A 24,124-nucleotide genomic window follows, 5' to 3' on the forward strand; every position below is an offset into this window, starting at 1 on the left:
GTTTCAGGAGAGAATCAAAATGAAAAATTTGCGTAATTTAACAACATATCTGCCCGTTAAAGAAATAACAACCGCAGATAATCCTGCCATCAGTTCTCTGCATATGGACTCCCGCGAGGTGAAGACGGGGGGGCTGTTTTTTTGTATTAAAGGATATACGGTGGACGGCCACGACTATGCGGAACAGGCAGTGTCCAACGGAGCCTGCGCTGTGGTTTCGGAAACAGATCTTGGACTGAATGTCCCACAGGTGATTGTCAAAGATACAAAGCGGGCTATGGCGTTGATGGCCAGCTTGTTTTACAACCACCCCACCCGTAATTTTCGGTTGATAGGGGTGACAGGGACAAACGGGAAAACAACGGTCACTCATTTGATTGAAGAAATTCTAAAACAGAATGGGAAGAGAACAGGCCTGATTGGCACTATGTATACAAAAATAGGAGAACAAGTATCGGATACGAAAAACACTACTCCCGAGTCCCTTCTGTTACAGCAATTATTTAACAAAATGGCAGCTGCAGAGGTAAACACGTGTATTATGGAAGTGTCCTCCCATGCTCTTGATCTTGGGCGTGTAAGGGGAGCGGCGTTCAATACGGCTGTGTTTACAAATTTGAGTCCGGAACATCTGGATTATCACGGAACAATGGAAGCTTATAAATATGCCAAGAGTCTCTTGTTCTCTCAACTTGGCAATACTTATGATGGAGAAAGGCAAATGGCGGTGTTAAACGGGGATGATCCTGCGTCCGCTGATTTTGAAAGAATGACAGCAGCTCCTGTCCTTACATATGGAATTGAAAATGCCTGCGACCTCCAGGCGCAGAATATTAAAACAGCACCGGCAGGCACCGCCTTTGAAATAGTAACCCCGTGGGGAAATAAAACGGTGCAGTTAGCTCTTGTTGGACGCTTTAGTGTCTATAACGCGCTCGCCGCTGCTGCTGCTTGTTCAGCTGAAGGTATCCCATTAGAAGATGTGGTGTCTGCTTTGGAAAAGGTGCAGGGTGTTCCCGGCAGGTTTGAACCGGTAGACAACGGTCAGCCGTTTGCCGTCATTGTCGATTATGCCCATACGCCGGACAGTCTGGAAAACGTCCTTCAGACCTTAAAAGAACTGCCGGCAGGAAATAGATATGTAGTGGTCGGATGCGGCGGGGACAGAGATCAGGCCAAACGACCGGAGATGGCTCGTATCGCGGCAGCATATGGAGACTATGCCATATTCACCTCGGACAATCCGCGTACCGAGGATCCACAGATTATATTACAGCATATGGCTGCAGGAGTGGAAGGACAGTCCAATGTGAAGATCATACTGGACCGGCAGCAAGCAATAGAATGGGCTGTACAAAATGCCCGGCCTGATGATGTTATTTTAATTGCGGGAAAAGGACATGAAACATATCAGGTTGTTGGAAATCAAGTATTAGATTTTGATGACCGCCTCGAAGCATCAAAAGCTATCCAAAAACAGGGTTATAGGAAAGGGGGCTGCTAAGGGATGGTTTCGATAATTATTGCTGCATTAATTGCAGCATTTGTACTCACGGTTTTACTTTCACCGATTATTATTCCGCTACTGAAACGGTTGAAATTCGGCCAGAGTATAAGAGTAGAAGGGCCGCAGTCCCATATGAAAAAGGGAGGCACTCCTACAATGGGAGGGATCATGATACTCCTCTCAATTCTCTTCACCACAGCCGTTATGCAGGGGTTTTTTATGTCCTGGACGACCGAAGCCTTTCTGCTTTTATTGGTAACAATAGGATTTGGCATTGTCGGCTTCTTAGATGATTATATAAAAATAACAAAAAAAAGGAACCTCGGCCTGACTTCCAAACAGAAACTGGCCGGTCAATTTCTGATTGCCATTGTATTTTTTCTTGTTTTAAACAATCAGGGGTTCAGTACAGCTGTTGCGGTGCCGGGAACAAACTGGTCTGTTGATTTTGGCTGGTTCTACTTGATTTTAGTGTTGATTATGCTTGTAGGATCCTCCAATGCCGTGAATTTAACAGACGGTCTCGATGGACTGCTTGCCGGGACGGGGGCAGTCGCCTTCGGGGCCTTTACAGTGCTCGCCTGGAACAGCGGCATGGAAGAGGCTGCTGTATTTTCAGCTACGATTGCAGGTTCTGTTCTTGGATTTTTGGTGTTTAATGCCCATCCCGCAAAAGTTTTCATGGGGGATACCGGCTCCCTTGCCCTCGGAGGCGGGCTGGCTGCATTGGCCGTTATCACAAAGCTTGAGCTGATTTTAATTATAGTGGGAGCCGTGTTTGTTACGGAAACATTGTCCGTGATTCTGCAGGTTTTATCATTTAAGCTGAGAGGGAGAAGAATATTTAAAATGAGCCCGCTTCACCACCATTTTGAACTGTCAGGCTGGTCCGAATGGCGTGTGGTTGTAACTTTCTGGGCTGCGGCAGCTGCTTGTGCTGTCGTCGGTATTTATATTGAGGTGTGGATATGAGAGATAAACAATGGTTTAATGGAAAAAATGTACTGGTTATTGGTCTTGCCAAAAGCGGAATGGCGGCTGCTAAAGTTCTCAAAAGACTTGGAGCCAGAGTAACAGTGAATGAAGCAAAAGACCTTAACGGGTCGCAGGAAGAAAAAGAGCTTCAAGAATTAGGTATCCGTCTCCTTTCAGGCGGTCATCCTTTGAACATAGTAGATGAAGGGGTGGATTATGTGGTGAAAAATCCAGGAATCCGCTATGACACCCCGATTGTAAAAGCGGCCGTAGACCGTAACCTACCCGTAGTAACCGAAATCGAACTGGCCGATATTGTGTGTGAAGGGGAAATAGCTGCAATTACTGGCTCCAACGGTAAAACGACCACAACCATGCTGGTTTATGAAATGCTTCAGTCTTCCAGCGTCCCCTCTTATGTAGCTGGTAATATTGGAAAGGTAGCCTGCGAGGTAGTGGCAAACGTTCAAAGTAATGAAGTAATGGTAACCGAAGTTTCAAGCTTTCAACTAAAAGGAACCGAAACATTTCATCCTCGCACGGCTGTCCTGCTGAACATCTTTGATGCCCACCTCGATTACCACGGGAGCCGCGAGGATTATGAACGCTCCAAGGCTAAAATTATTGCCAATATGGGACCGGAAGACACCGTTGTTTATAATGCGGAAGATCCCGTTGTAGTCGAAATGGTGGAACATTCCCGCGCTAACCTGATCCCCTTTTCGTTGAATGGGAGAACAAAGAATGGGGCTTATATAGAAAACGGGTTTTTCTGTTATCAGGGAGAACAGATTCTTCCAGTACATAAAGCCGCCCTGCCGGGAAGGCATAATCAAGAAAATATGCTCGCTGCGATGGCAGCGGCTGTCAGTCATGGAGCGGCCCTGGCTGCCGTGGAAGACGTGCTTCTGCATTTTGATGGTGTTCCGCATCGGCTGCAGTTTATAGGATCGTTTTTTAACAGAGAAGTATATAATGATTCCAAGTCGACCAATATTTTATCCACTCAAAAAGCTGTAGAGGCCTTTCAAGCCCCGGTTATTCTTCTCGCTGGAGGATTGGACCGCGGAAATTCCTTTGATGATCTGATCCCTTCTCTGAAACATGTAAAAGCAGCTGTTTTTTATGGTGAAACGAAGGGAAAACTGGGAGAAGCGGCAATGGCAGCAGGCGTATCGGAATGGACGAAAACGGAGACCCTTGAAGAAGCAGTCCGGGAAGCTTTTCAGTTTTCAGGAGAAAAAGATGTGCTGCTGCTATCTCCTGCCTGTGCCAGCTGGGACCAGTTTAAGACATTTGAAGAAAGGGGTCACCGTTTTATTCAAGCTGTAGAAAACATTCAGCTGTCTCATTTAAAAACAGACACCTCTTGATAAGCATGTTCACCTTTGTCCGGCATACATTGGAAGAAGAAGCTTTCCATGTAAAGAGGTGGACATTGTGAGAAAAGAAATACAGCCGGTAGATAAAATCCTGCTCACATCGCTTATTTGTTTACTGGTCATTGGACTATTTATGGTATATAGTGCGAGCTCTGCTTTAGGAGAATTTTCTCAAAACGATCCTTTTTATTTTTTAAAGCGGCAATTTATATTTACAACGGCGGGTTTTGCTGCTATGGCAGCCCTTATGCGGGTAGACTATTGGTTTTGGCAGCGTTGGTCCCTGCTCGTACTGGTTTTCTGCTTTATTTTCCTGGTTTTGGTATTGATACCGGGAATCGGGATGGTACGGGGAGGAGCGAGGAGCTGGATTGGGGCAGGTGCTTTTTCGATTCAGCCTGCCGAATTTATGAAACTGGGAATGATAATTTATCTGGCCCACTATCTGGCTCGTTACCAAAAACGAATTACAGATTTTAGAAGAGGGCTGTTTCCGGCGCTCCTTAGAATCTTTGCGGCATTTGCTTTAATTATGATGCAGCCTGATTTGGGTACGGGAGCTGTCATGGCTGGCACCTGCTTCGTTTTATTATTTGTGGCAGGAGCGAGAATCAGACATTTCTTTGCGTTAGCTGGAGCGGGTCTGCTCGGTTTTATAGGGCTTATTGCGTCAGCTCCCTATCGAATGCAGCGAATTACTTCGTTTTTGGATCCCTGGTCTGATCCACTGGAAACGGGATTTCAGATTATACAGTCCTTGTATGCAGTTGGGCCTGGAGGACTATTTGGACTGGGCTTTGGCGACAGCAGGCAGAAATATTATTATCTGCCGGAACCACAAACCGATTTTATCTTCGCCATTTTGGCGGAAGAAGCTGGTTTTATTGGGGCCGGGTTTGTCGTTCTTTTATTCGGAATTTTGTTGTGGAGAGGGCTGACTGCCGCCATGACTGCGCCGGATATGTATGGGTCTCTGCTGGCCACTGGGATTTGCGGAATGATTTTTCTGCAGGTATTGATTAATATTGGAGTAGTGACAGGTCTCTTTCCTGTGACTGGTATCACGCTGCCCTTTTTAAGTTACGGGGGCTCGTCGTTAACATTGCTAATGGCCGCTGTCGGGATATTATTAAACATTACCAGACATCGGACGGATTATCATTAACAGGGGATAATGGAGGGTATTATGAAAGTAGTAGTTACTGGAGGCGGAACAGGCGGCCACATTTATCCGGCACTGGCCTTGGTGAAGGAAATTCAGCGCCTGGAACCTGGAAGTGAGTTTATATATATCGGTACAGAAAATGGGTTGGAAAGCGATATCGTACCTCGTTCCGGTATACGGTTTGAAACGATAAACATCAGCGGCTTTCAGCGGAAGCTGACCTGGAAAAATATAAGGACGATCTGGCGGTTTTGGAGGGGAACAGCCCGAGCCAAACAAATCATGAAAGGGTTTGGCGCGGATATCGTAATCGGCACGGGAGGTTATGTTGCCGGTCCGGTAGTGTTTGCCGCTTCCAAGCTTGATATTCCATCATTGATCCATGAACAAAATAGTGTCCCGGGATTGACAAATAAATTTTTAAGCAGGTATGTAGATAAAGTAGCTGTCTCTTTTGAAGACTCGGCAGCTTATTTTCCTGCGGAAAAAGTTAGATATACCGGCAACCCAAGGGCGTCCGAAGTAACCGGGGAAAGACCGCGCAGTCCTCTTCAGGAACTCGGATTAGAAGAGAATAAGAAAACGGTGGTCGTGGTTGGAGGAAGCCGGGGAGCCCGTCCCATAAATGAGGCTTTTCTGGATTCCCTGCCGGAAGCTGCAAATAGAAACTGGCAGTATTTATATGTTACCGGTTCGGCTCATTATGATAAAGTAATAGAAGAGGTAGAACGAGCGGGGAATCCCGGGAACGTCGTTATCCACCCCTTTATTCACAATATGCCGGCAGTTTTATCTTATGCTGATCTTTTAATTTCAAGAGCCGGTGCTACGACCTTGGCTGAAATTACCGCGCTTGGACTTCCATCCATTTTAATTCCGAGCCCTTACGTCACCAATAATCATCAGGAGAAAAATGCAAAGTCGCTGAGCAGCAAAGGTGCCGCTGTAGTACGGACGGAAAACGAATGGAATGCAGAGGTGCTCCTGCAGGATTCAGACAGGATTCTATCAGATGATGCCAAATGGCAGAAGATGCACGAAGCAGCCCTGACCCTGGCTGCTCCCGGCGCAGCGGAAAAAATTTTCCGCTTAATGGAAGATATGATGAAACCACCCCGATTAGAAGAGGAGGGAAAATGATGTCCAAACAATTACTCCAAGAACTGCAGGCAGCAGAGATAGGCAGGGTCGTGGAGAACGAACCTCTATCTAAACATACTACGTGGAAAATAGGCGGGCCCGCTGACATTTTTATTGAACCCGATAGTATAAAAAGTCTTGAGAAAACCATGGCGATTATCCAACCATACCATCTTCCATGGAGAGCAATAGGCAGAGGGTCCAATTTACTGGTAGATGATGAGGGGATAGAAGGTATCGTTATTAAGCTTGGACAAAAAATGGAATATATGGAAAGAGACGGCGGCCGGATACGGGCGGGGGGAGGCTTCTCTTTCATCAAGCTTGCGACGATTTTAAGTAAGGACGGTTATTCCGGACTGGAATTTGCAGGAGGAATTCCCGGTACTGTTGGTGGTGCCGTATTTATGAATGCGGGGGCCCACGGGTCGGATATGTCACAAATTCTGGTGAAGGCCCATGTTCTTTATCCAGATGGAAGACTGGTCTGGCTTTCCAACGAGGAGCTGGAATTCTCCTACAGAACGTCCCGCCTCCAAAAAGAAAAAGCTATATGCGCTGAAGCTGTTATACAGCTTAAACCGGGAAATAAAGAAGAAGTTGTCCAGGAGATGAAAAAACATAAAAATTACCGACGCGAGACCCAGCCGTGGAATTATCCGTGTGCAGGCAGTGTTTTTCGTAACCCACTTCCCAATCATGCAGGAGAATTAATAGAAAAAGCAGGGTTGAAAGGCTACCGCAATGGAGGAGCGCAAATATCAGAGCAGCACGCCAACTTCATTGTTAATATCGATCACGCAAAAGCGGCAGATGTCCTGGGAATTATTAATCATGTGAAGAATACGATTTATGACCTTTATGGGGTAACGATGAATACCGAAGTTGAAATTGTAAAAAGGAAATAAGACATGATGCACCACAAGAAGGGGATTGGAGGGTAAAAAAGATGGCGGATAAGAAAGTAGTAACCATGGACGACAAAATTCCAGCGATGAAGGAAAAACGCAAAAAAAGAACCAATAGACGCTTAATTATGTATCTCTCCATCTTTTTTATTCTTATTTTTCTCGTTATTTATTTCCAGTCTCCTTTAAGTCATATTAGAAATATTCAAGTCAAAGGCACTGTTCATCTCGATTCGATGGAGGTTGCGGAAAAAACAGGTATCAAAGAAGGAGTCAGCATATGGCGTGCTGATTTATCCGAGGCAGAAGAAAAAGTGATGGATTTTGAGGAAATTGACAATGTTTCCATCAGCCGTACCTTTCCCTCCACTATACGTGTGGAGGTAACAGAATATCCACGCATGGCTTATGTCGAAAACGGTACCTCGTTTGTACCGGTATTACAAAATGGAAAAGTGCTGGAAGAAGAAACAAATCAGGAACTCCCTGCTGATGCGCCGGTATTAAGAAGTTTTCAGGATATGGACAAGCTTCGCGCGTTTGCAGAAGAATTAAGCAAGTTGGGAGAAGGGGTATTAAACCGCATTTCTGAAGTTATATATCAGCCGACGGAAGAGGATGGGAATGCCATCCGCCTATACATGAATGATGGAATCGAAGTAGAATCGAGCATCCGGAATTTTGCCGAATATATGTCTTCTTATCCTTCGGTGGCAAAAGAGGTGGATAAAGAGGCTGAAGGTATCCTGCATATGAAGATGAGTCCGTATTTTGAGTCAACGGCGAAAAAAACAGAAGAAGATGAGGAGGAGAATGTTGAAGAAGAATAACGTTCGTTGGTTAACCGGACTATTGTTTATGCTGGGATTTTTGCTTACATTAACGTACCAGACTGCCGCGGACCAGAGCAGCGAGGAGGGCAATGGGGACTACTTGGAGGAAACCCGGCTGCGGGAAACGGTGCTGGAGGAGCAGGAAAAAAATTATGAGTTGACGGAGGAATGGCGTTCCCTTCAGTCCCGTGTCAGGGAAATGGAGGAAACTCTTGCAGAAAATGAAGCCTCCTCTTTCAATCTGGTAGAAGACCTGGAAAAACTCCGCATGTTAACTGGTGAAGTTCCTGTTAAAGGGCCGGGAATTTCGGTGCGGCTGGATGATCATACGTTTGTCCCGGACGAAGGGAATCCAAATGATTATATCGTCCATGAACGACATTTACAGCAGGTAATGGATGAATTACTGCTTGCAGGAGCAGAAGCCATTTCCATTAACGGATTTCGTATATCGAAGGATACATATATTCAGTGCATGGGCCCTGTCATTACCATAGATAACCATACTTCTTCCGCCCCTTTTGTTGTGAGGGCCATCGGGGATGCTTCCCAGCTTGAGGCTGCCCTGCAGTTAAATGGAGGAGTGAAAGACAATCTTGTGAATGATAATGTCGAAGTCCGGATTCAAAAGAAAAACCGAGTGACGATGCAGGCTGTAGGTGAGGAGAGTGAGTAACTTGCGGGTTGTATTAAAAACTGCTGCCCTTCTCCTGGCTGTTGTCATCGGGTATTATACAGTTACCGGGATCGAGGATATTTCCTTTACAAAGGCTTCAGACAGCGGTGATATTCTTCAATTACAGAAGGCCCTTCAGGAAGAACGGGAACGAAGACAAGAGTTATATGACCGGATAAGAGAAAATGAAAAACTGCTGGAAGAATACAGTACTGAGCAGAAAAACAGCCGTGAGTACGCCATGAAACAGGCTGTAGAAGACCTTGAGGAAAAAGCCGGCATGACTGAAAAATCAGGGCAGGGTGTCGAGGTCACGATTTCATCGGCTGCTTCCGGCAACACGTCTTCCTCGTTTGAAAACAGATCTGTACGTCCCGAGTTACTTCGTCAGCTTGTGAATGAATTAAAACAGTTTGGAGCCTCTGATATTTCCATGGAAGGTCAAAGAGTTTTGGAAACAACGCCATTCCGGGAGATTGACGGCATTACTCATATTAATGGAAAAAGGCTTCCGGGACTGCCTGTACAAATAAAAGTATTAGCTGAAAATGCCGATACGTTATATAACGAGTTAATGGTATCGGAATCTAGTGAATATTTTTCTTTTGAGAACATGGAACTGCGTGCAAAAGTTAAAGAAGAAATCCATATTCCTGCGTTTGAAGAAGTAAGGCGGGTCAGGTATATGGAAGTGCTGGAGGAGGATAGCTGATGTGGCTGCCGGTTTTAGGCCTTTTGGCAGGAATATTGATTGGGTTTTTATCCGGTATGGAAATACCGGGGGCCTATACTCTTTATGTTATCCTCTTGATTTTAGTTATGATAGATGCGCTCCTGGGTGCTGTGAAAGCAAGCTTTCTACGAGAATTTTCGGATTTTCTTTTCCTATCAGGCTTGATTATCAATCTGGCTGCAGCTGTAACTTTGGCTTTTCTGGGCGACCAACTTGGTGTAGACTTATATTTAGCCCCCGTTTTTGCTTTTGGTGTGAGGATTTTTCATAATATAGCCATTATACGGAGGCAGCTCTGGAGCTTTTTTAAAGATATTAAACACTGACAAAAACCTATGTTTTATTGAGATGGAAAAGGATTTTCTTTATATGCTGTAGAAGTGTAACAACAGTGAAAATAAAACGTAATTAATTTTTCTGCTATTTTTCACACGAACCAGGACTTCACATGGTAAGATAGAAAGAAGGATTCTTGCAGGTAATATAAACGTAATAGATGCAGCTGAGTCATGCAGTGGGAGGTGCCAATACATGAACAACGAAGATACTTACGTCAGCCTTGATATCGGTACGTCCGGAGTCCGGGTTATAATCGGGGAAATGTCCGGCGGCTCTTTAAAGGTTATTGGTGTAGGTAACGCCCCGTCTACTGGTTTAAAAAGAGGTGCGATAGTAGATATTGATGAAACGGTTAAATCGATTCAAAATGCAGTAAGTGAAGCGGAACGGATGGTTGGACTAGATATTGAACAGGTTGTAGTTGGTGTGAACGGAAATCACATAGACATGCAGACCTGCAGCGGAGTTGTCGCTGTATCCAGCCCTGATCGTGAAATTAGAAATGAAGATATTGAAAGAGTTATGGATGCTGCTCAGGTCCTTTCCATTCCTCCGGAAAGAGAAATTATAGATGTAATCCCAACCCAGTTTATTGTAGATGGCCTGGATGGCATCAATGACCCGCGCGGTATGCTGGGTGTCCGTCTGGAAATGGAAGGTACCATTATTACTGGAGCGAAGACAGCATTACATAATTTACTGCGCTGTGTCGAAAAAGCAGGTCTGGAGGTGGCAGATATCTGCCTGCAGCCCCTTGCGGCCGGTTCAGTGGCTGTTTCCAAAGATGAAAAGGCGCTGGGTGTAGCCTTGATTGACATTGGCGGCGGTTCCACAACTGTATCCGTGTTTCAAAACGGAAAAATGCAGGCCATGTCTGTCCTTAATATCGGCGGCGACCATATTACGAATGATATTTCTGTCGGTCTCAGGACCACCTCGGAAGAAGCAGAGCGCATCAAAAAAGAGCATGGACATGCTTTTATAGATGATGCTTCCGATGAAGTAACATTTGAAATGGCAACGATAGGCAATGAAACAATGGAAGAGTACTCTCAATACGAAATTGCTCATATCATTGAACCAAGGCTGGAAGAAATATTAGAATTGGTGGATGATGAAGTGTACAAGCTCGGTTTTTCCGATCTGCCCGGAGGGTATGTGCTGACAGGAGGCACAATCATGATTCCAGGCTCCCTGGAACTAGCCCGGGATGTACTCCGTCTTGGTGTAAGAATGGCGGTTCCGGATTATATCGGGGTAAGGGAACCACTGTATACGACTGGTATTGGTTTAATAGAGTTTGCTCATCAAAATGTAAAAATACAAGGTAAAGAGACAGCAGCGTCCCTGTCTGCCGGTAAACCGGCGGAATTAGAGCAGAAGTCAGCTCCGCCGAAGAAAACGAAAACAGAAAAAAATCCAGACGATCCCGGCATGAAAGATAAAATGAAAAATTTCTTTAAAGTGTTTTTTGAATAAGCAGGTGGAAGCAGGCAAGCCCCATCCCTGGGTAATTCAGGAAAAGCTTATTTAGAAATGACAAGGTTTAATGAAAGATTTGACGAATTAGGAGGACCTTGAATGTTGGAATTTGAAATGGATATGGAATCACTGGCGCAGATTAAAGTAATTGGAGTAGGAGGCGGCGGTTCTAATGCCGTGAACCGCATGATAGAAAACGGCCTGCAGGGGGTCGAATTCATAGCTGTCAACACCGATGCCCAGGCGCTGCAGTTATCCCAGGCCGAAACCAAGCTTCAGCTTGGAGGTAAATTAACAAGAGGCCTGGGAGCGGGAGCCAACCCTGAAATTGGAAAGAAAGCAGCAGAAGAAAGCAAAGAACAGATCGAAGAAGCACTTACCGGCGCGGATATGGTATTCATTACGGCTGGAATGGGAGGCGGCACCGGTACGGGGGCGGCACCAGTAATAGCAGAAGTTGCCAGCGAAATTGGAGCCCTGACAGTTGGTGTCGTGACGCGTCCGTTTATGTTTGAAGGAAAAAAACGTTCCACCCAGGCGTCTACCGGCATCGGGGCTCTGAAGGAAAAAGTGGATACACTTATCGTTATTCCAAACGATCGTCTGCTTGAAATTGTTGATAAAAATACGCCGATGCTTGAAGCGTTCCGGGAAGCAGATAATGTTCTCCGGCAGGGTGTCCAGGGGATTTCAGACTTAATTGCCGTTCCCGGCTTGATTAACCTTGATTTCGCAGATGTGAAGACAATTATGAGTGAAAAAGGGTCTGCATTGATGGGGATCGGCATTGCGACCGGAGAAAACAGAGCAGTGGAAGCTGCTAAAAAATCTATTTCCAGTCCTTTGCTTGAAACATCCGTAAATGGCGCCCAGGGTGTGTTAATGAACATCACTGGCGGAACCAATTTAAGTCTCTTTGAAGTGCATGAAGCCGCAGAGATCGTCTCTGAGGCGTCGGATCATGATGTGAATATGATATTTGGGTCCGTGATCAATGAAAACTTAAGTGATGAAATTGTTGTTACTGTGATTGCTACAGGGTTTGAAGACAATGAAGATAAAAATCAGCAAAGTACGTCGAGGTCCGGAGGACAGCAGCGCAGAGCCGCTTCTTCTCAAACTCCTCCCCGCATGAGCCAGCCTCAGCAGGAAAGGGCCGCGGCTGAAGAACCACCGGAGCCTGAGAGAGAACAGGAAGAGGAAGACGATGCGCTGGATATCCCCACCTTCCTGCGCAACCGCCGCAGAAGAAAATGATATGAACCAAAACTGACCCAAGCGGAGAAATATCCCGCGGGGTCAGTTTTTTTGATGACTATATTTTTTCTAAGAAGCTAAGCGTACAAGGTCAAATACTTTTTTCGTACATACATACTCACGATAGACCAGGGAAACGCCTGATTCCCCCACCCTTGCCTTTCTATTTCCTCTGTCCCTTCCCATCCGTTCCGTTCCATCAATAAACTGACAAAATTAGTGAAAACAAGTGGAAAAGTCTGTCACGAACTGACAGACTTTTAGCTAGATTACCTATATAATAGGCAGTACTTTCTCTCAGCAAGACAGGAAGGAGGGAAAGACTGTTTATTATCTTGATTTGTTATGGGGAATGAACGTTCTTATCCATTTGATTTTATTAACGGGAACAGCCCGGTTGACGAAAAGGAGTATTTCCTGGAAAAGACTTTGGATAACAGCGGTTCTCAGCTCATGCAGCATTTTTATAGTACTTACCCCTTTTGAAGGATGGCTGGTGCATCCTGCCGGAAAATTCATCCTTTCTGTGCTGATTGTGTGGCTCGGATTCGGATTTGTTTCTCTGGTTGTATTTCTTCAGCAGTTGTTTATGTTTTATGTCGTTAGTTTTTTAATGGCAGGTATTATCGTAGGTATGGATATGATGCGTTTTTCTTTTTTAGAGGAGCCTGCTTTTTTAAAGGATTATGCGTCTATGCTATACAGTCCCCTTCCCTACTTATTTGTATTACTGCTGCTTCCTGTGATCTGGCTTATTATGCAGGGCATGAATGCGGCAGTGAAACACCGGAGTGCGCGGCGGGGAAAAATGGCGGAAGTTACGGTAGTGTTGGGGGAATACCGCTTTAAAGCAGCGGCCTTAATGGATACTGGAAATCAATTAAAAGATCCAGTCACACGAACCTCCGTCATTGTAATGGAGCTGCAGTTGTTAAAACCGATATTAGCCCGTGGAGAATTTGAAAAATGGAAACATATGATCAGTCATCAAAAAATTGAAGAACTGGAAAAAGTGAATAAATGGAAAAATAGATGGAAACTAGTACCCTATCGCACCGCCGGTCATGACATGAAAATGATGTTTGCTGTAAAACCAGATTATATTGAGGTGCAGGAGGACCAGAGCACAAGGACGGAAAAACTGGATACCATCCTTTTAGGCCTGGATCCGCACTCCTTATCCAGTACAGGTGATTTTCAGATGATCTTTCCTGTGGATGCTTTACAGTCATCTAAAGGGAACAGTGCTTAATTTTTTTGAAACAGGAGGTTATTTGGTTGCGTAAAGTGAAAATGACATTACTGTGGATCAAATTTTTAAAAAAAATTGGAATAAAGACGGACGAACTATATTATATAGGAGGCAGCGAAGCCCTTCCTCCCCCTTTGTCAAAAGAAGAAGAAGCACACTTTATCAGTCTGCTGCCGGAAAATGATGAGACGGCACGTTCTGTTCTTATTGAAAGAAACCTCCGTCTGGTGGTATATATTGCCCGCAAATTTGAGAATACAGGTATAAACATTGAAGATTTAATCAGCATAGGAACGATTGGATTAATTAAAGCTGTGAACACTTTTAACCCCGAAAAGAAAATTAAGCTGGCTACTTATGCGTCCCGTTGTATTGAAAATGAAATATTAATGCATCTCCGCCGGACAAATAAACTCCGTTCTGAAATTTCATTTGATGAACCGTTAAACATTGATTGGGATGGAAATGAACTCCTGCTGTCAGATATTTTGGGCACGGACGAGAATATTATCACAAAAGGAATTGAAGATAAGGTAGACAGGCGTTTGCTGCGCAGATCTCTTGATATATTAAATCCACGTGAAAAACAAATTATGGAAATGAGATTTGGTCTTGCCGGAAACCAGGAAAAAACTCAAAAAGATGTAGCGGACTTACTGGGAATTTCCCAGTCCTATATTTCGCGTCTGGAAAAAAGAATAATTAAGCGTTTACGGAAAGAATTTAATAAAATGGTGTAATTTTTTATGATAGGCGGAGGCTGTCTGTGAGGGCAGCCTTCTTTTTTTATGGGATTTCCGCTCTGCATAATTTTCCCTGTAACGGACATACTGAACATGTGCAGCAAACACAAAGGCAGCGAAGCGTATACTGCTTCATTTTGACATCATGACTTGGGGGGACTAGCTTTGGCACGCAGCAAAGTAGAAATTTGTGGTGTAGATACGTCGAAACTTCCCGTACTTAAAAACAAAGAAATGAGAGAACTGTTCAGACAGATGCAGGCGGGCGATGAGATGGCTAGAGAAGACTTGGTGAATGGAAATTTACGCCTTGTTTTAAGCGTTATACAACGTTTTAATAATCGCGGGGAACACATGGATGATTTATTTCAAGTAGGATGCATTGGATTAATGAAATCCATTGATAATTTTGATTTAAGTCAGAATGTGAGGTTTTCCACCTACGCCGTTCCAATGATCATTGGGGAAGTAAGACGGTATCTGCGGGATAATAACCCAATTCGAGTATCCAGGTCTTTGCGTGATACGGCGTATAAGGCTTTGCAGATGAGAGATCAATTAATGGAAGAGCGTGCAAGAGAGAAAGAACCTACTGTGCAGGAAATTGCATCTAAATTAGATATGCCGAAAGAAGACGTTGTGTTTGCGCTTGATGCCATTCAAGATCCAGTGTCCTTGTTTGAACCAATCTATAACGACGGGGGAGATCCGATTTATGTCATGGATCAAATCAGTGATGATAAAGAACAGTCGCATAAATGGACGGATCATCTTGCTCTGCAGGAAGCGATGGTGCAATTGAGCGGCCGGGAGAAAATGATTCTAGACATGCGCTTCTTTCAGGGGAAAACGCAAATGGAAGTCGCTGATGAAATCGGCATTTCCCAGGCTCAGGTTTCCAGGCTGGAAAAAGCAGCTATTTCACAAATGAACAGATTCTCAAATATGTAAACACATACCCTGCCTTCGTCAAAAAAGACGAAGGTTTTTTTATGAGAATGGAAATGAATAGGCTTTGAATAACATAGAATGAAGTACGCCTAAGTTACACGGACTGGATATCAGCATAAGAAAAACCGGATTTTCTCCAGGGGCCGGGAGTGTCGGTTTTTCTAAAAAAGGAGCCAGAGCTATGAGAATTTCAGAACTGCAGGCAAAAGATATTGTTAATATGCACACCGGCAAACGCCTGGGACATGTGGGAGATGTAGATATTAATTGTGATACTGGTCATGTCGAAGCCATTATAGTCGGAGGATCTGCCAAAATGATGGCCTTTTTTAACAAAGAAAACGAATTTATCGTTCCTTGGACACACATTGTGAAGATAGGTTCCGACGTTATTCTTGTTAATTTGTACGAACCCGATCCAGAGTAACCCCAAACGCAGACGAATGGAAAGCTTTTCTATTGCAAAAACAAGAAATATGTTAAAATAAATACATTGAAAGAACGGCATTTTTGGATAAAGGAAGAGATGAATGGAGCTGGAACCATTTTATCGACAGGAAGAAACTCATTATTTAATCAGAAAGGACATTTTTTCAGAGAGGATAACTGCTGGAATCACTTCACGCTGCGGCGGTGTTAGTACAGCACCCTTTGATTCCTTGAACACCGCTTTTCATGTGGGGGACAGCAGAGATAATGTTTTAAAAAACAGACAGCGGGCGGCTGGAAAACTCGGTTTCTCCATGAAGGACTGGGTGGCCGCAGAACAGGTGCATAAAGCCGGCATTGTGAAAATTGACGAAAGTTATCGGAGCTACGGTGCTTTTAACCGGGAGCAGAACGCAGGCGAGTATGACGGAATGTATACCCGTTCTAAAGGTATTCTGCTGGCAAGTTTTTACGCAGACTGCGTTCCGCTTTTGTTTTATGCTCCGGCACAGGAGTGTGCAGGAGTGGCACATGCCGGATGGAAAGGAACGTATCTTGATATAGGAGGCCGTTTTGTCCGTCAGTGGCAGCAGAATGAACGAATAAATCCGGAAGAGATATTTGTGGTTATCGGCCCCGCAATTTCTGGTGCGGTTTATGAAGTGGATAGAGAGGTTATCAATAAAATGGAACTTATTCTTCCGAAAGGGGCACCTGCCCCATGGCAGTCTTCCAGGCCGGAGCACTGGTATTTTGATGTAAAGGAAATGAACCGATTGCTGCTCGAAAACGCCGGGATTCCATCTGCTAACATTTTTAAAAGTTCTCATTGTACATATACCGAAGCGGAGAATTTTTTCTCCCACCGGAGAGATCATGGACAGTCCGGCAGAATGATGGCATTTATCGGTCTTCATCAAGAAAAATAAGGAAAGGGGAAGACCTGTCGTGGATGTAAAAGAGAAGCTGCAGCAGATTGAGCAGACTATTCAGACAGCCTGCGTACGTTCCGGCAGAGACCGGTCTCATATCCATATTATAGCTGTCACTAAATATGTTTCTGCGGCGCGTGCACTGGAAGCAGTAGATGCAGGTATTGAACACATAGGAGAAAATAGACTGGAGGGAGCGCTTGAAAAATGGGAAGCCTGCAGTGCCCGGGCCTCCCTGCATTTTATCGGGACCCTTCAATCCAGAAAAGTAAAAGAGATTGTGGATAAATACGATTATTTTCATTCCCTGGACAGGCTTTCTCTTGCCAAAGAATTTCAGAAGAGGTGCCCGGAGGGAAAAACCCTGAAATGCTTTTTACAGGTTAATGTTTCAGGGGAGCAGTCAAAGGAAGGGCTGCCTCCTGAGGAAGTCTTTGATTTTATAGAGCGTCTTAAGGATTATCCTGCGGTTACTGTTATTGGATTAATGACAATGGCCCCCTTTGAAAGCGATACGGAAAAGACCCGTCCTGTTTTCAGGAAACTCCGATATCTGCGGGATGAGATAAGGGATAGGGACTATCCGCATGCTCCGTGTCTGCATTTGTCAATGGGAATGTCTAATGATTATCCTGTCGCGGTGGAAGAAGGAGCAACGTTTGTCCGTATCGGAACCCGTTTAGTGGGAGAGGAATCATTTTGACCGGTTTTGGATTTCAGTATGACAAGGAGGGAAGCCAATGAGCTTCAAATCCAAATTCAAGCGGTTTTTTGAGCTGGAAGATGATGTAATGGAGCAGGAATATGAAGTTTCTGAAGAGAGACTCGATTCCGAGCCGGCGGGGGACGGCAAAAGTAAAAATGTCGTTAGTCTGCAGAGTGTGCAGCAGTCTTCCAAGGTTATTCTTTTTGAACCGCGTCAGTATGAGGAAGCTCAGGAGATTGCCGATCACTTAAAAAACCGCAAGTCTGTTATCATTAATGTGCAACGAGTCGAGGCAAATCAGGCCAGAAGAATTGTTGATTTTTTGAGTGGTACTGTTTATGCTATTGGCGGGGATATTCAGAAAATCGGTACAAACAATTTCCTTTGTACCCCGGATAATGTGGATGTTTCCGGAGATATATCGGAAATTCTGTATGATTCCGATCAGTAAATAAATGTAAGGAGAATGTGTTGATATGAGTACCATAGGCAGTCTGTTATTGTTTGGGATGCAAATATATTCGTATCTCATTATTATTTATATTCTTTTGTCCTGGTTTCCCAATGCCCGGGAATCCTCCTTCGGACAAATGCTCGGTTCCATTGTGGAACCCTATTTAGAACCGTTCCGCCGGCTTATTCCACCTCTTGGGATGATTGATATATCCCCGATTGTTGCGATCGTAGCCCTGCATTTTGCAACTTACGGGGTCCGGGCGTTGTTTTTCTAGGTATGTCTATGCTGGAGCATTTTCGTAAAGAGGAACATCCCTTTGTAGAACAGGCCCTGGAATGGAAAAAAACAGTAGAAACGACGTATGAACGTAGACTGACCGATTTTCTAGATCCCAGAGAACAGGATATTCTTGCTTCTGTTGTCGGCAGAGACGAAACCGTATATCTTTCTTTTTGGGGAGGAAATGAGTACTGCGAGCGTAAACGGGCAGTGCTTTATCCTTTTTATGAAGAGATCACGAGAAACGATTTTGACCTTTGTCTTTTCCAGGCCGCATATCCGGAAAAATTTATAACCCTTTCGCATCCTGATGTGTTAGGAGCTCTTACAGGGCTGGGGCTGAAACGCGGAAAATACGGAGACATTTTAAAAGGGGACGGGTTTTTTCAATTCGTCACAGCCGGTGATACAGCTCTTTTTATTGAAATGAACCTAAACCAAATTGGAAAAGCCTCGATTGCAACGGAACCGATATCTTTTGATAAGATGCTGAAGGAAAAAGATGACTGGGAGGAAATACATACGACTGTTTCTTCATTCCGGCTGGATGCGATGATGGCGGAGATGTACAAACTTTCCCGCGGGAAAACACTGCCTTATATTGAAAAAGGCCGGGTGAAAGTAAATTGGCGTACGGTGGATAAGCCTTCGTTTGTCCTGCAGACAGGGGACTATGTTTCCGTCCGCGGGCAGGGAAGACGGAAAGTAATGGATTGTCTGGGAAAGACAAAAAAGGACCGCTGCAAAGTTGTTTATGGAAAAAAGAAAGATACCTGAAGCTTTTAAAGCAGGATTATTGGAAAAGCTGTCGAAACAACAAAGAAGAGGGATGGAGAAAATAGAAGGAGGTGCGGCGGTTTGCCTTTAACGCCATTAGATATTCATAATAAAGAATTCACAAGAGGATTCCGCGGATATGATGAAGATGAAGTAAACGAATTTCTTGATCAAGTCATCAAGGATTATGAAAATGTCATGCAGGAAAAAAATGAATTGTTTTCAAAAGTAAACGAGCTCGAGGAACGCCTGGAGCATTTTTCCAACATTGAAGAAACACTCAATAAGTCCATTTTGGTGGCCCAGGAATCTGCAGAAGAAGTAAAGCGGAATGCCAAGAAAGAATCACAGTTGATTATTAAAGAAGCAGAAAAAAATGCAGACCGGATTATTAATGATGCCCTGAATAAATCAAGAAAGATAGAACTTGAAATTGAAGAATTGAAAAAGCAGGCTTCCGTGTATCGGACCCGTTTTAAAATGTTAATCGAAGCGCAGTTGGAAATGCTTCATAACGATGACTGGGACGGGGTCGTGGATACCCACCAGGAAGAGGGCGAAAACCGGCAGAGCGTTTATGCCGGAAATGCCGATCAGGTTGACTGAGAAGCCTTTTTTGTTCTATACTTTTAAAGCAAAAGAAAATAAAAATGAGATGTTGAGAGGGACGCACTTTTTTGGTCAGCCGCTACCAGCGAGCTGTGGATGGTGAAAGCACAGCAGCGGCCCCATAGAGGACATCACCCTGGAGTCCCGGCGCCGAATGATGGAGGCGGCGGCGGCCGCCGGCCGTTATACCGGTAAAAGAGGATGATGGATACATACGTAATCTTGTCATACAAATAGGGTGGTACCGCGAGAACCTTCTCGTCCCTTTCCGGGGGCGGGGAGGTTTTTTTATACAGGTGGATAAAACAGGAGGTTAGAAGATGAGCTATAAAGAAACGTTGTTAATGCCAAAAACCCAATTTCCAATGAAGGGCAATCTTCCCAATCGTGAGCCGGACCGGCAGAAACAGTGGGACGAAGAGAAAATGTACGAGAAGGTACAGGAGCGGACGAAAGGAAGACCGCTGTTTGTGCTCCATGACGGACCGCCATATGCAAATGGAGACATTCACATGGGGCATGCCTTGAATAAAATTTTAAAAGACATCATTGTTCGCTACAAATCAATGAATGGGTTTCATGCCCCGTATGTTCCCGGCTGGGATACTCACGGCCTTCCGATAGAAACGGCGTTAACAAAAAATAAAAAAGTGGATCGTAAAAAGATGTCCGTTGCTGAATTCAGAAAGGCTTGCGAAGAATATGCCCTGGATCAGCTGGACCGCCAGCGCGAACAGTTCAAACGGCTTGGGGTACGGGGCGATTGGGATAATCCGTATGTTACGCTGACCAAAGAGTATGAAGCCCAGCAGATTAAGGTTTTTGGGGAGATGGCAAAACGCGGCTACATTTATAAGGGAAAAAAGCCGGTGTTTTGGTCTCCTTCTTCTGAATCCGCTCTTGCGGAGGCAGAAATTGAGTATCACGATAAACGATCGCCTTCCATTTATGTGGCATTTGAAGTACAAGATGGGAAACATATGTTGGATGGGGACGAAAAATTTATTATCTGGACAACAACTCCGTGGACCATCCCGGCCAATCTTGCCATAGCACTCCATCCAGACCTGGAATATTGTGTGGTCCAGGTGCGGGAAGATAAGTACATCGTGGCCCGCGATCTTGTGGAAGAATTGGAAAAAGAACTGGAATGGGACAATCCGCAGGTGCTTAAAACAATGAAAGGCAGACAGTTGGAGCATTTGACGGCGTCGCATCCTATTTACGGACGTGATTCGATGGTTATTCTTGGGGATCACGTGACGTTGGATGCTGGAACAGGCTGTGTCCACACCGCACCCGGCCACGGGGAAGATGACTACGTGGTAGCTCAGCAGTACGGGCTCGAAACATTGTGCCCGGTAGACGATAAGGGATATTTTACGGAGGAAGCCCCCGGTTTTGAAGGGGAATTTTACGATAACGCGAATAAACCGATAACGGAAAAGCTGGATGAGGTAAATGCCTTGCTTAAGCTTACATTTGTTACCCACTCTTATCCGCATGACTGGCGGACGAAAAAACCGGTGATCTTCCGGGCGACAGCGCAGTGGTTTGCCTCGATTGAGAACGTCCGGGATGATCTGCTTGAAGCGGTCCGCCGGGTAACATGGCTGCCGAAATGGGGAGAGACCCGTCTTTATAATATGGTCCGGGACCGTGGAGATTGGTGTATATCCAGACAACGGGCGTGGGGAGTGCCAATTCCTATCTTTTATGAAGAAGATGACAGTGCTATTGTAACAGATGAAACCATTCAACATGTCTCCCGCTTATTTCGGGAGCACGGGTCCAATATCTGGTTTGAATGGGATACAAAAGATCTGCTGCCGGAGGGGTACACCTCTGCACGCAGTCCGAATGGACGGTTCACGAGAGAAATGGATATCATGGACGTCTGGTTTGACAGCGGTTCTTCTCATGAAGCGGTACTGGAAGAACGGGAAGAACTCAGACGGCCGGCTGATGTTTATCTGGAAGGCTCTGATCAGTACAGAGGCTGGTTCAATTCCTCTCTCTCAACCAGTGTAGCCACAAACGGCGCCTCCCCTTACGATATGATTATCAGTCACGGCTTTGCCCTGGATGGGGATGGCCGTAAGATGAGTAAATCACTGGGCAATGTAGTGGTTCCAAATAATGTTATGAAACAGCTGGGAGCGGATATTCTCCGTATGTGGGTAGCCTCTGTGGATTACCAGGCTGATGTTCGTATTTCGGATGCCATATTAAAACAGGTGGCAGAAGTATATCGTAAAATGAGGAATACGTTCCGGTTTCTTCTCGGTAATCTCCGCGACTTTGATCCTGCCCAAAACCGTGTACCTTGGGATCAGCTTTCGGAACTCGACCGTTATATGATGCTTCGTTTGAATGATCTTATTGACAAAACAAAATCCGGGTATGATGAGTATGAATTCGCTCAAGTGTATCATTCCCTTCATAACTATTGTACGATTGAACTAAGCTCGTTTTATATGGATATTGCTAAAGATACTCTATACATTCAACCGGAAAACGATCCGAAACGACGGGCGGTCCAAACCGTAATGTATGATACATTGATGGCGCTTGTCCAATTAACTTCGCCGATTATTCCGCACACTGCTGATGAAGTGTGGGAGTTCATCCCGGGGACGGACGCTGAATCACCGCAGTTGACAGATATGCCGGAACCGGTTGATGTCAGCGGTGGAACAGAGCTTCGTCATAAATGGGATACGCTGATGGAAGTCCGGGATGAAGTTTTAAAAGCCCTGGAAAATGCAAGAAACCGCAAGGAAATCGGCAAATCATTAACAGCGGCGGTAACCATTTACCCAAGTGAACCGGTACAGCGTCTCCTGTCTGGAGAAAATGAGCTGGAACAGTTGTTCATCGTTTCAAAAGCAGAACTGGCTGCGGAGAAAGAAGTTCCAGAAACCGCAGAGCGGTACGAGCACGTAGCCGTAGAAGTAATGCCGGCAGAAGGGGAAACGTGCGAACGCTGCTGGACAGTCACAAAAGATGTGGGAACCGACCCTGCTCATCCTGGTCTTTGTAAAAAATGCACCGATATTGTGAAGGAGCATTACAGCCATATCGAAATTTCTGAATAACGACACGAACCTGTCCGGAGATGGGTCCATCCGGACAGGCTCTTCATTCAAAATTGTCGCTGGGTACGACGGAAAAGCAGGTGTTCAATTGAAATGAAAAAATTATTATATTATGGACTGGCTCTGTTAACGATGGCGGTTGACCAGATAACAAAATGGTTCGTGGCCCGCTCCATGGACATTGCCGAAAGCATAGAAATCATCCCGGGATTTTTTTATTTAACCTCCCATCGTAATGCTGGAGCTGCATTTGGAATGCTGCAGAACCAAATGTGGCTGTTTTACATTGTTACCGTCATTGTTGCGGCGGCCATTGTTTATTATTTGAATAAATACGGAAAACATAGTAAGTGGTATGGTATTCCTCTCGCCTTGATTTTGGGAGGAGCGCTCGGCAACTTTATTGACCGCCTGCTGTTTGGAGAAGTCGTAGATTTTCTAAACGTCTATATTTTTTCCTATAATTATCCGATTTTTAATGTAGCGGATTCAGCACTGGTTATCGGGGTCCTTATCCTGGTTTTGAAAATGGCGGCAGAGGAATGGAAAGAAAAGAGGAACAAAACGAATGGATGAATTGAAGTGGAGTATAACAGAACAGGAAGCCGGTCAACGGGTGGATAAATTTTTAGTAACCCGCCAGGAGGACTGGTCGAGGACGAAGCTGCAACACTGGGCGAAAAACGGCCGGATTATTGTTAACGGGGAAGCAGTAAAAAGCAATTATGTTCTCCGGGACCGTGATACAGTGGTGCTGTATCCGGAAGAAGAACCAGTTGAGGAATTAACGGCGGAAGACATCCCTCTGGACATTTATTATGAAGATGAGGATATTATCGTGGTGAATAAACCCAGAGGGATGGTCGTTCATCCGGCGCCGGGCCATACGTCCGGGACGCTAGTGAATGCGCTGCTGTTCCATTGCGGTTCGCTGTCCCAATGCAATGGAGAATGGCGGCCGGGTATTGTACACCGCATAGATAAAGATACTTCTGGTCTGCTTGTAGCAGCAAAACGGGATGAAGCCCACATTCAGCTGAAGAGACAGATGCAGAAGAAAAAAATAGAACGAGTGTACAAAGCGATAGTGCATGGCACTATTCCGCATGATACCGGAACGATAGAAGCCCCTATTGGCAGGGATCCGAAAGACAGACAAAAGATGGCGGTCCTGGAGAAAAATGCAAAGGACGCGGTTACTCATTTCAACGTTCTCGAACGCTGGAAGGATTATTCCTTTATCGAGTGTAAACTGGAAACGGGCAGAACTCATCAGATTCGAGTGCATCTAGCATATATCGGCCACCCCCTTGCCGGCGATCCGAAATACGGGCGGGCCAAAACTCTTTCTCTTTCAGGCCAGGCGCTTCATGCCGGCAGGCTGGCCCTTTATCATCCGGCCGAAGGAACGCCCATGTCCTGGGAGGCCCCGCTGCCGTTTGAACTAACGCAGATTCTGGATAATATTCGAAAAGGGTATTGACCCGTTCCGCA

The 24,124-nt window shown here is 45.1% G+C and carries 25 protein-coding genes and 1 other annotated feature; all 25 genes read left to right on the forward strand.

Annotated features, from left to right (window positions below; genetic code table 11):
* Nucleotides 1-19: 19 nt before the first annotated feature.
* The 25 genes from G475_RS0103830 to G475_RS0103950 all read left to right on the forward strand — a co-directional run bounded on the left by G475_RS0103830 (nucleotide 20) and on the right by G475_RS0103950 (nucleotide 24,113).
* A complete protein-coding gene (locus tag G475_RS0103830; RefSeq protein WP_051302142.1) occupies nucleotides 20-1,504 on the forward strand; it encodes a UDP-N-acetylmuramoyl-L-alanyl-D-glutamate--2,6-diaminopimelate ligase in 1,485 nt (494 codons plus the stop codon).
* A 3-nt stretch (nucleotides 1,505-1,507) separates the two neighbouring features.
* Nucleotides 1,508-2,479: a phospho-N-acetylmuramoyl-pentapeptide-transferase gene (gene mraY, locus G475_RS0103835; RefSeq protein WP_026700141.1), complete on the forward strand. Its 972-nt coding sequence runs from the start codon at nucleotides 1,508-1,510 to the stop codon at nucleotides 2,477-2,479.
* A complete protein-coding gene (gene murD / locus G475_RS0103840; RefSeq protein WP_026700142.1) occupies nucleotides 2,476-3,855 on the forward strand; it encodes a UDP-N-acetylmuramoyl-L-alanine--D-glutamate ligase in 1,380 nt (459 codons plus the stop codon). The genes mraY and murD overlap by 4 nt, the downstream gene beginning before the upstream one ends.
* A gap of 64 nt (nucleotides 3,856-3,919) precedes the next feature.
* Nucleotides 3,920-5,029: a stage V sporulation protein E gene (gene spoVE / locus G475_RS0103845; RefSeq protein WP_026700143.1), complete on the forward strand. Its 1,110-nt coding sequence runs from the start codon at nucleotides 3,920-3,922 to the stop codon at nucleotides 5,027-5,029.
* 21 nt (nucleotides 5,030-5,050) lie between these two features.
* Entirely contained in the window at nucleotides 5,051-6,169 is a 1,119-nt protein-coding gene (murG, locus tag G475_RS0103850) for an undecaprenyldiphospho-muramoylpentapeptide beta-N-acetylglucosaminyltransferase (protein WP_026700144.1), read from the forward strand.
* Nucleotides 6,169-7,077, forward strand: a complete 909-nt coding sequence (gene murB, locus G475_RS0103855; RefSeq protein ID WP_035710083.1) for a UDP-N-acetylmuramate dehydrogenase — start codon at nucleotides 6,169-6,171, stop codon at nucleotides 7,075-7,077. Before murG ends, murB begins: the two co-directional genes overlap by 1 nt.
* 41 nt (nucleotides 7,078-7,118) lie before the next feature.
* Nucleotides 7,119-7,907 carry a cell division protein FtsQ/DivIB gene (locus tag G475_RS0103860; RefSeq protein WP_026700146.1) on the forward strand — a complete coding sequence of 263 codons (789 nt, stop codon included), beginning with the start codon at nucleotides 7,119-7,121 and terminating at the stop codon, nucleotides 7,905-7,907.
* Nucleotides 7,894-8,586 (forward strand): DUF881 domain-containing protein, encoded by a 693-nt coding sequence (locus G475_RS0103865; RefSeq protein WP_035710085.1) that lies wholly within the window; start codon nucleotides 7,894-7,896, stop codon nucleotides 8,584-8,586. The genes G475_RS0103860 and G475_RS0103865 overlap by 14 nt, the downstream gene beginning before the upstream one ends.
* Nucleotide 8,587: 1 nt before the next feature.
* Nucleotides 8,588-9,298 carry a DUF881 domain-containing protein gene (locus G475_RS0103870; protein ID WP_026700148.1) on the forward strand — a complete coding sequence of 237 codons (711 nt, stop codon included), beginning with the start codon at nucleotides 8,588-8,590 and terminating at the stop codon, nucleotides 9,296-9,298.
* The gene (locus G475_RS0103875) at nucleotides 9,298-9,645 is read left to right on the forward strand and encodes a small basic family protein (RefSeq protein ID WP_026700149.1); all 348 of its coding nucleotides are present in this window, start codon (nucleotides 9,298-9,300) and stop codon (nucleotides 9,643-9,645) included. Before G475_RS0103870 ends, G475_RS0103875 begins: the two co-directional genes overlap by 1 nt.
* Nucleotides 9,646-9,850: 205 nt before the next feature.
* Nucleotides 9,851-11,137, forward strand: coding sequence for a cell division protein FtsA (gene ftsA, locus G475_RS0103880; RefSeq protein WP_026700150.1), 1,287 nt, complete (start codon nucleotides 9,851-9,853; stop codon nucleotides 11,135-11,137).
* A 102-nt stretch (nucleotides 11,138-11,239) separates the two neighbouring features.
* Nucleotides 11,240-12,397 (forward strand): cell division protein FtsZ, encoded by a 1,158-nt coding sequence (gene ftsZ / locus G475_RS0103885; RefSeq protein WP_026700151.1) that lies wholly within the window; start codon nucleotides 11,240-11,242, stop codon nucleotides 12,395-12,397.
* Nucleotides 12,398-12,677: 280 nt separating this feature from the next.
* A complete protein-coding gene (locus tag G475_RS0103890) occupies nucleotides 12,678-13,649 on the forward strand; it encodes a sigma-E processing peptidase SpoIIGA (RefSeq protein WP_267880097.1) in 972 nt (323 codons plus the stop codon).
* A gap of 41 nt (nucleotides 13,650-13,690) precedes the next feature.
* On the forward strand, nucleotides 13,691-14,389 hold the full coding sequence (gene sigE / locus G475_RS0103895; RefSeq protein ID WP_407636187.1) for an RNA polymerase sporulation sigma factor SigE: 699 nt from the start codon (nucleotides 13,691-13,693) through the stop codon (nucleotides 14,387-14,389).
* A 168-nt stretch (nucleotides 14,390-14,557) separates the two neighbouring features.
* Nucleotides 14,558-15,343, forward strand: coding sequence for an RNA polymerase sporulation sigma factor SigG (gene sigG, locus G475_RS0103900; protein ID WP_026700154.1), 786 nt, complete (start codon nucleotides 14,558-14,560; stop codon nucleotides 15,341-15,343).
* A 181-nt stretch (nucleotides 15,344-15,524) separates the two neighbouring features.
* Nucleotides 15,525-15,770, forward strand: coding sequence for a YlmC/YmxH family sporulation protein (locus G475_RS0103905; RefSeq protein ID WP_026700155.1), 246 nt, complete (start codon nucleotides 15,525-15,527; stop codon nucleotides 15,768-15,770).
* Nucleotides 15,771-15,873: 103 nt separating this feature from the next.
* Nucleotides 15,874-16,701, forward strand: a complete 828-nt coding sequence (gene pgeF / locus G475_RS0103910; RefSeq protein WP_026700156.1) for a peptidoglycan editing factor PgeF — start codon at nucleotides 15,874-15,876, stop codon at nucleotides 16,699-16,701.
* A 19-nt stretch (nucleotides 16,702-16,720) separates the two neighbouring features.
* On the forward strand, nucleotides 16,721-17,407 hold the full coding sequence (locus tag G475_RS0103915; protein WP_026700157.1) for a YggS family pyridoxal phosphate-dependent enzyme: 687 nt from the start codon (nucleotides 16,721-16,723) through the stop codon (nucleotides 17,405-17,407).
* 37 nt (nucleotides 17,408-17,444) lie between these two features.
* On the forward strand, nucleotides 17,445-17,861 hold the full coding sequence (locus G475_RS0103920) for a cell division protein SepF (protein WP_026700158.1): 417 nt from the start codon (nucleotides 17,445-17,447) through the stop codon (nucleotides 17,859-17,861).
* A gap of 25 nt (nucleotides 17,862-17,886) precedes the next feature.
* Nucleotides 17,887-18,141, forward strand: a complete 255-nt coding sequence (locus G475_RS0103925) for a YggT family protein (protein ID WP_026700159.1) — start codon at nucleotides 17,887-17,889, stop codon at nucleotides 18,139-18,141.
* A 2-nt stretch (nucleotides 18,142-18,143) separates the two neighbouring features.
* Entirely contained in the window at nucleotides 18,144-18,923 is a 780-nt protein-coding gene (locus G475_RS0103930) for a YlmH family RNA-binding protein (protein WP_026700160.1), read from the forward strand.
* Nucleotides 18,924-19,004: 81 nt separating this feature from the next.
* Nucleotides 19,005-19,529 carry a DivIVA domain-containing protein gene (locus G475_RS0103935; RefSeq protein ID WP_026700161.1) on the forward strand — a complete coding sequence of 175 codons (525 nt, stop codon included), beginning with the start codon at nucleotides 19,005-19,007 and terminating at the stop codon, nucleotides 19,527-19,529.
* A gap of 43 nt (nucleotides 19,530-19,572) precedes the next feature.
* Nucleotides 19,573-19,801, forward strand: a binding site (T-box leader).
* A gap of 51 nt (nucleotides 19,802-19,852) precedes the next feature.
* Nucleotides 19,853-22,630, forward strand: coding sequence for an isoleucine--tRNA ligase (gene ileS / locus G475_RS0103940; protein WP_026700162.1), 2,778 nt, complete (start codon nucleotides 19,853-19,855; stop codon nucleotides 22,628-22,630).
* A 93-nt stretch (nucleotides 22,631-22,723) separates the two neighbouring features.
* Nucleotides 22,724-23,206, forward strand: a complete 483-nt coding sequence (gene lspA, locus G475_RS0103945; RefSeq protein WP_035710091.1) for a signal peptidase II — start codon at nucleotides 22,724-22,726, stop codon at nucleotides 23,204-23,206.
* A complete protein-coding gene (locus G475_RS0103950) occupies nucleotides 23,199-24,113 on the forward strand; it encodes an RluA family pseudouridine synthase (RefSeq protein ID WP_026700164.1) in 915 nt (304 codons plus the stop codon). The genes lspA and G475_RS0103950 overlap by 8 nt, the downstream gene beginning before the upstream one ends.
* Nucleotides 24,114-24,124: the final 11 nt, after the last annotated feature.

The sequence above is a fragment of the Salibacterium aidingense DSM 18341 genome (assembly GCF_000429685.1).
In the GTDB taxonomy this organism is placed as follows: Bacteria; Bacillota; Bacilli; order Bacillales; family Marinococcaceae; genus Salibacterium; species Salibacterium aidingense.

What these genes read in the sequence shown, in the direction of transcription:
- G475_RS0103930 (WP_026700160.1), top strand. Translation starts at nt 18,144, where the DNA reads ATGTCTATGCTGGAGCATTTTCGTAAAGAGGAACATCCCTTTGTAGAA.
- murB (WP_035710083.1), top strand. Translation starts at nt 6,169, where the DNA reads ATGTCCAAACAATTACTCCAAGAACTGCAGGCAGCAGAGATAGGCAGG.
- sigE (WP_407636187.1), top strand. Translation starts at nt 13,691, where the DNA reads ATGACATTACTGTGGATCAAATTTTTAAAAAAAATTGGAATAAAGACG.
- ftsA (WP_026700150.1), top strand. Translation starts at nt 9,851, where the DNA reads ATGAACAACGAAGATACTTACGTCAGCCTTGATATCGGTACGTCCGGA.
- mraY (WP_026700141.1), top strand. Translation starts at nt 1,508, where the DNA reads ATGGTTTCGATAATTATTGCTGCATTAATTGCAGCATTTGTACTCACG.
- murD (WP_026700142.1), top strand. Translation starts at nt 2,476, where the DNA reads ATGAGAGATAAACAATGGTTTAATGGAAAAAATGTACTGGTTATTGGT.
- ileS (WP_026700162.1), top strand. Translation starts at nt 19,853, where the DNA reads ATGAGCTATAAAGAAACGTTGTTAATGCCAAAAACCCAATTTCCAATG.
- G475_RS0103875 (WP_026700149.1), top strand. Translation starts at nt 9,298, where the DNA reads ATGTGGCTGCCGGTTTTAGGCCTTTTGGCAGGAATATTGATTGGGTTT.
- G475_RS0103920 (WP_026700158.1), top strand. Translation starts at nt 17,445, where the DNA reads ATGAGCTTCAAATCCAAATTCAAGCGGTTTTTTGAGCTGGAAGATGAT.
- murG (WP_026700144.1), top strand. Translation starts at nt 5,051, where the DNA reads ATGAAAGTAGTAGTTACTGGAGGCGGAACAGGCGGCCACATTTATCCG.
- ftsZ (WP_026700151.1), top strand. Translation starts at nt 11,240, where the DNA reads ATGTTGGAATTTGAAATGGATATGGAATCACTGGCGCAGATTAAAGTA.
- G475_RS0103905 (WP_026700155.1), top strand. Translation starts at nt 15,525, where the DNA reads ATGAGAATTTCAGAACTGCAGGCAAAAGATATTGTTAATATGCACACC.
- G475_RS0103925 (WP_026700159.1), top strand. Translation starts at nt 17,887, where the DNA reads ATGAGTACCATAGGCAGTCTGTTATTGTTTGGGATGCAAATATATTCG.
- pgeF (WP_026700156.1), top strand. Translation starts at nt 15,874, where the DNA reads ATGGAGCTGGAACCATTTTATCGACAGGAAGAAACTCATTATTTAATC.
- lspA (WP_035710091.1), top strand. Translation starts at nt 22,724, where the DNA reads ATGAAAAAATTATTATATTATGGACTGGCTCTGTTAACGATGGCGGTT.
- G475_RS0103950 (WP_026700164.1), top strand. Translation starts at nt 23,199, where the DNA reads ATGGATGAATTGAAGTGGAGTATAACAGAACAGGAAGCCGGTCAACGG.
- G475_RS0103860 (WP_026700146.1), top strand. Translation starts at nt 7,119, where the DNA reads ATGGCGGATAAGAAAGTAGTAACCATGGACGACAAAATTCCAGCGATG.
- G475_RS0103830 (WP_051302142.1), top strand. Translation starts at nt 20, where the DNA reads ATGAAAAATTTGCGTAATTTAACAACATATCTGCCCGTTAAAGAAATA.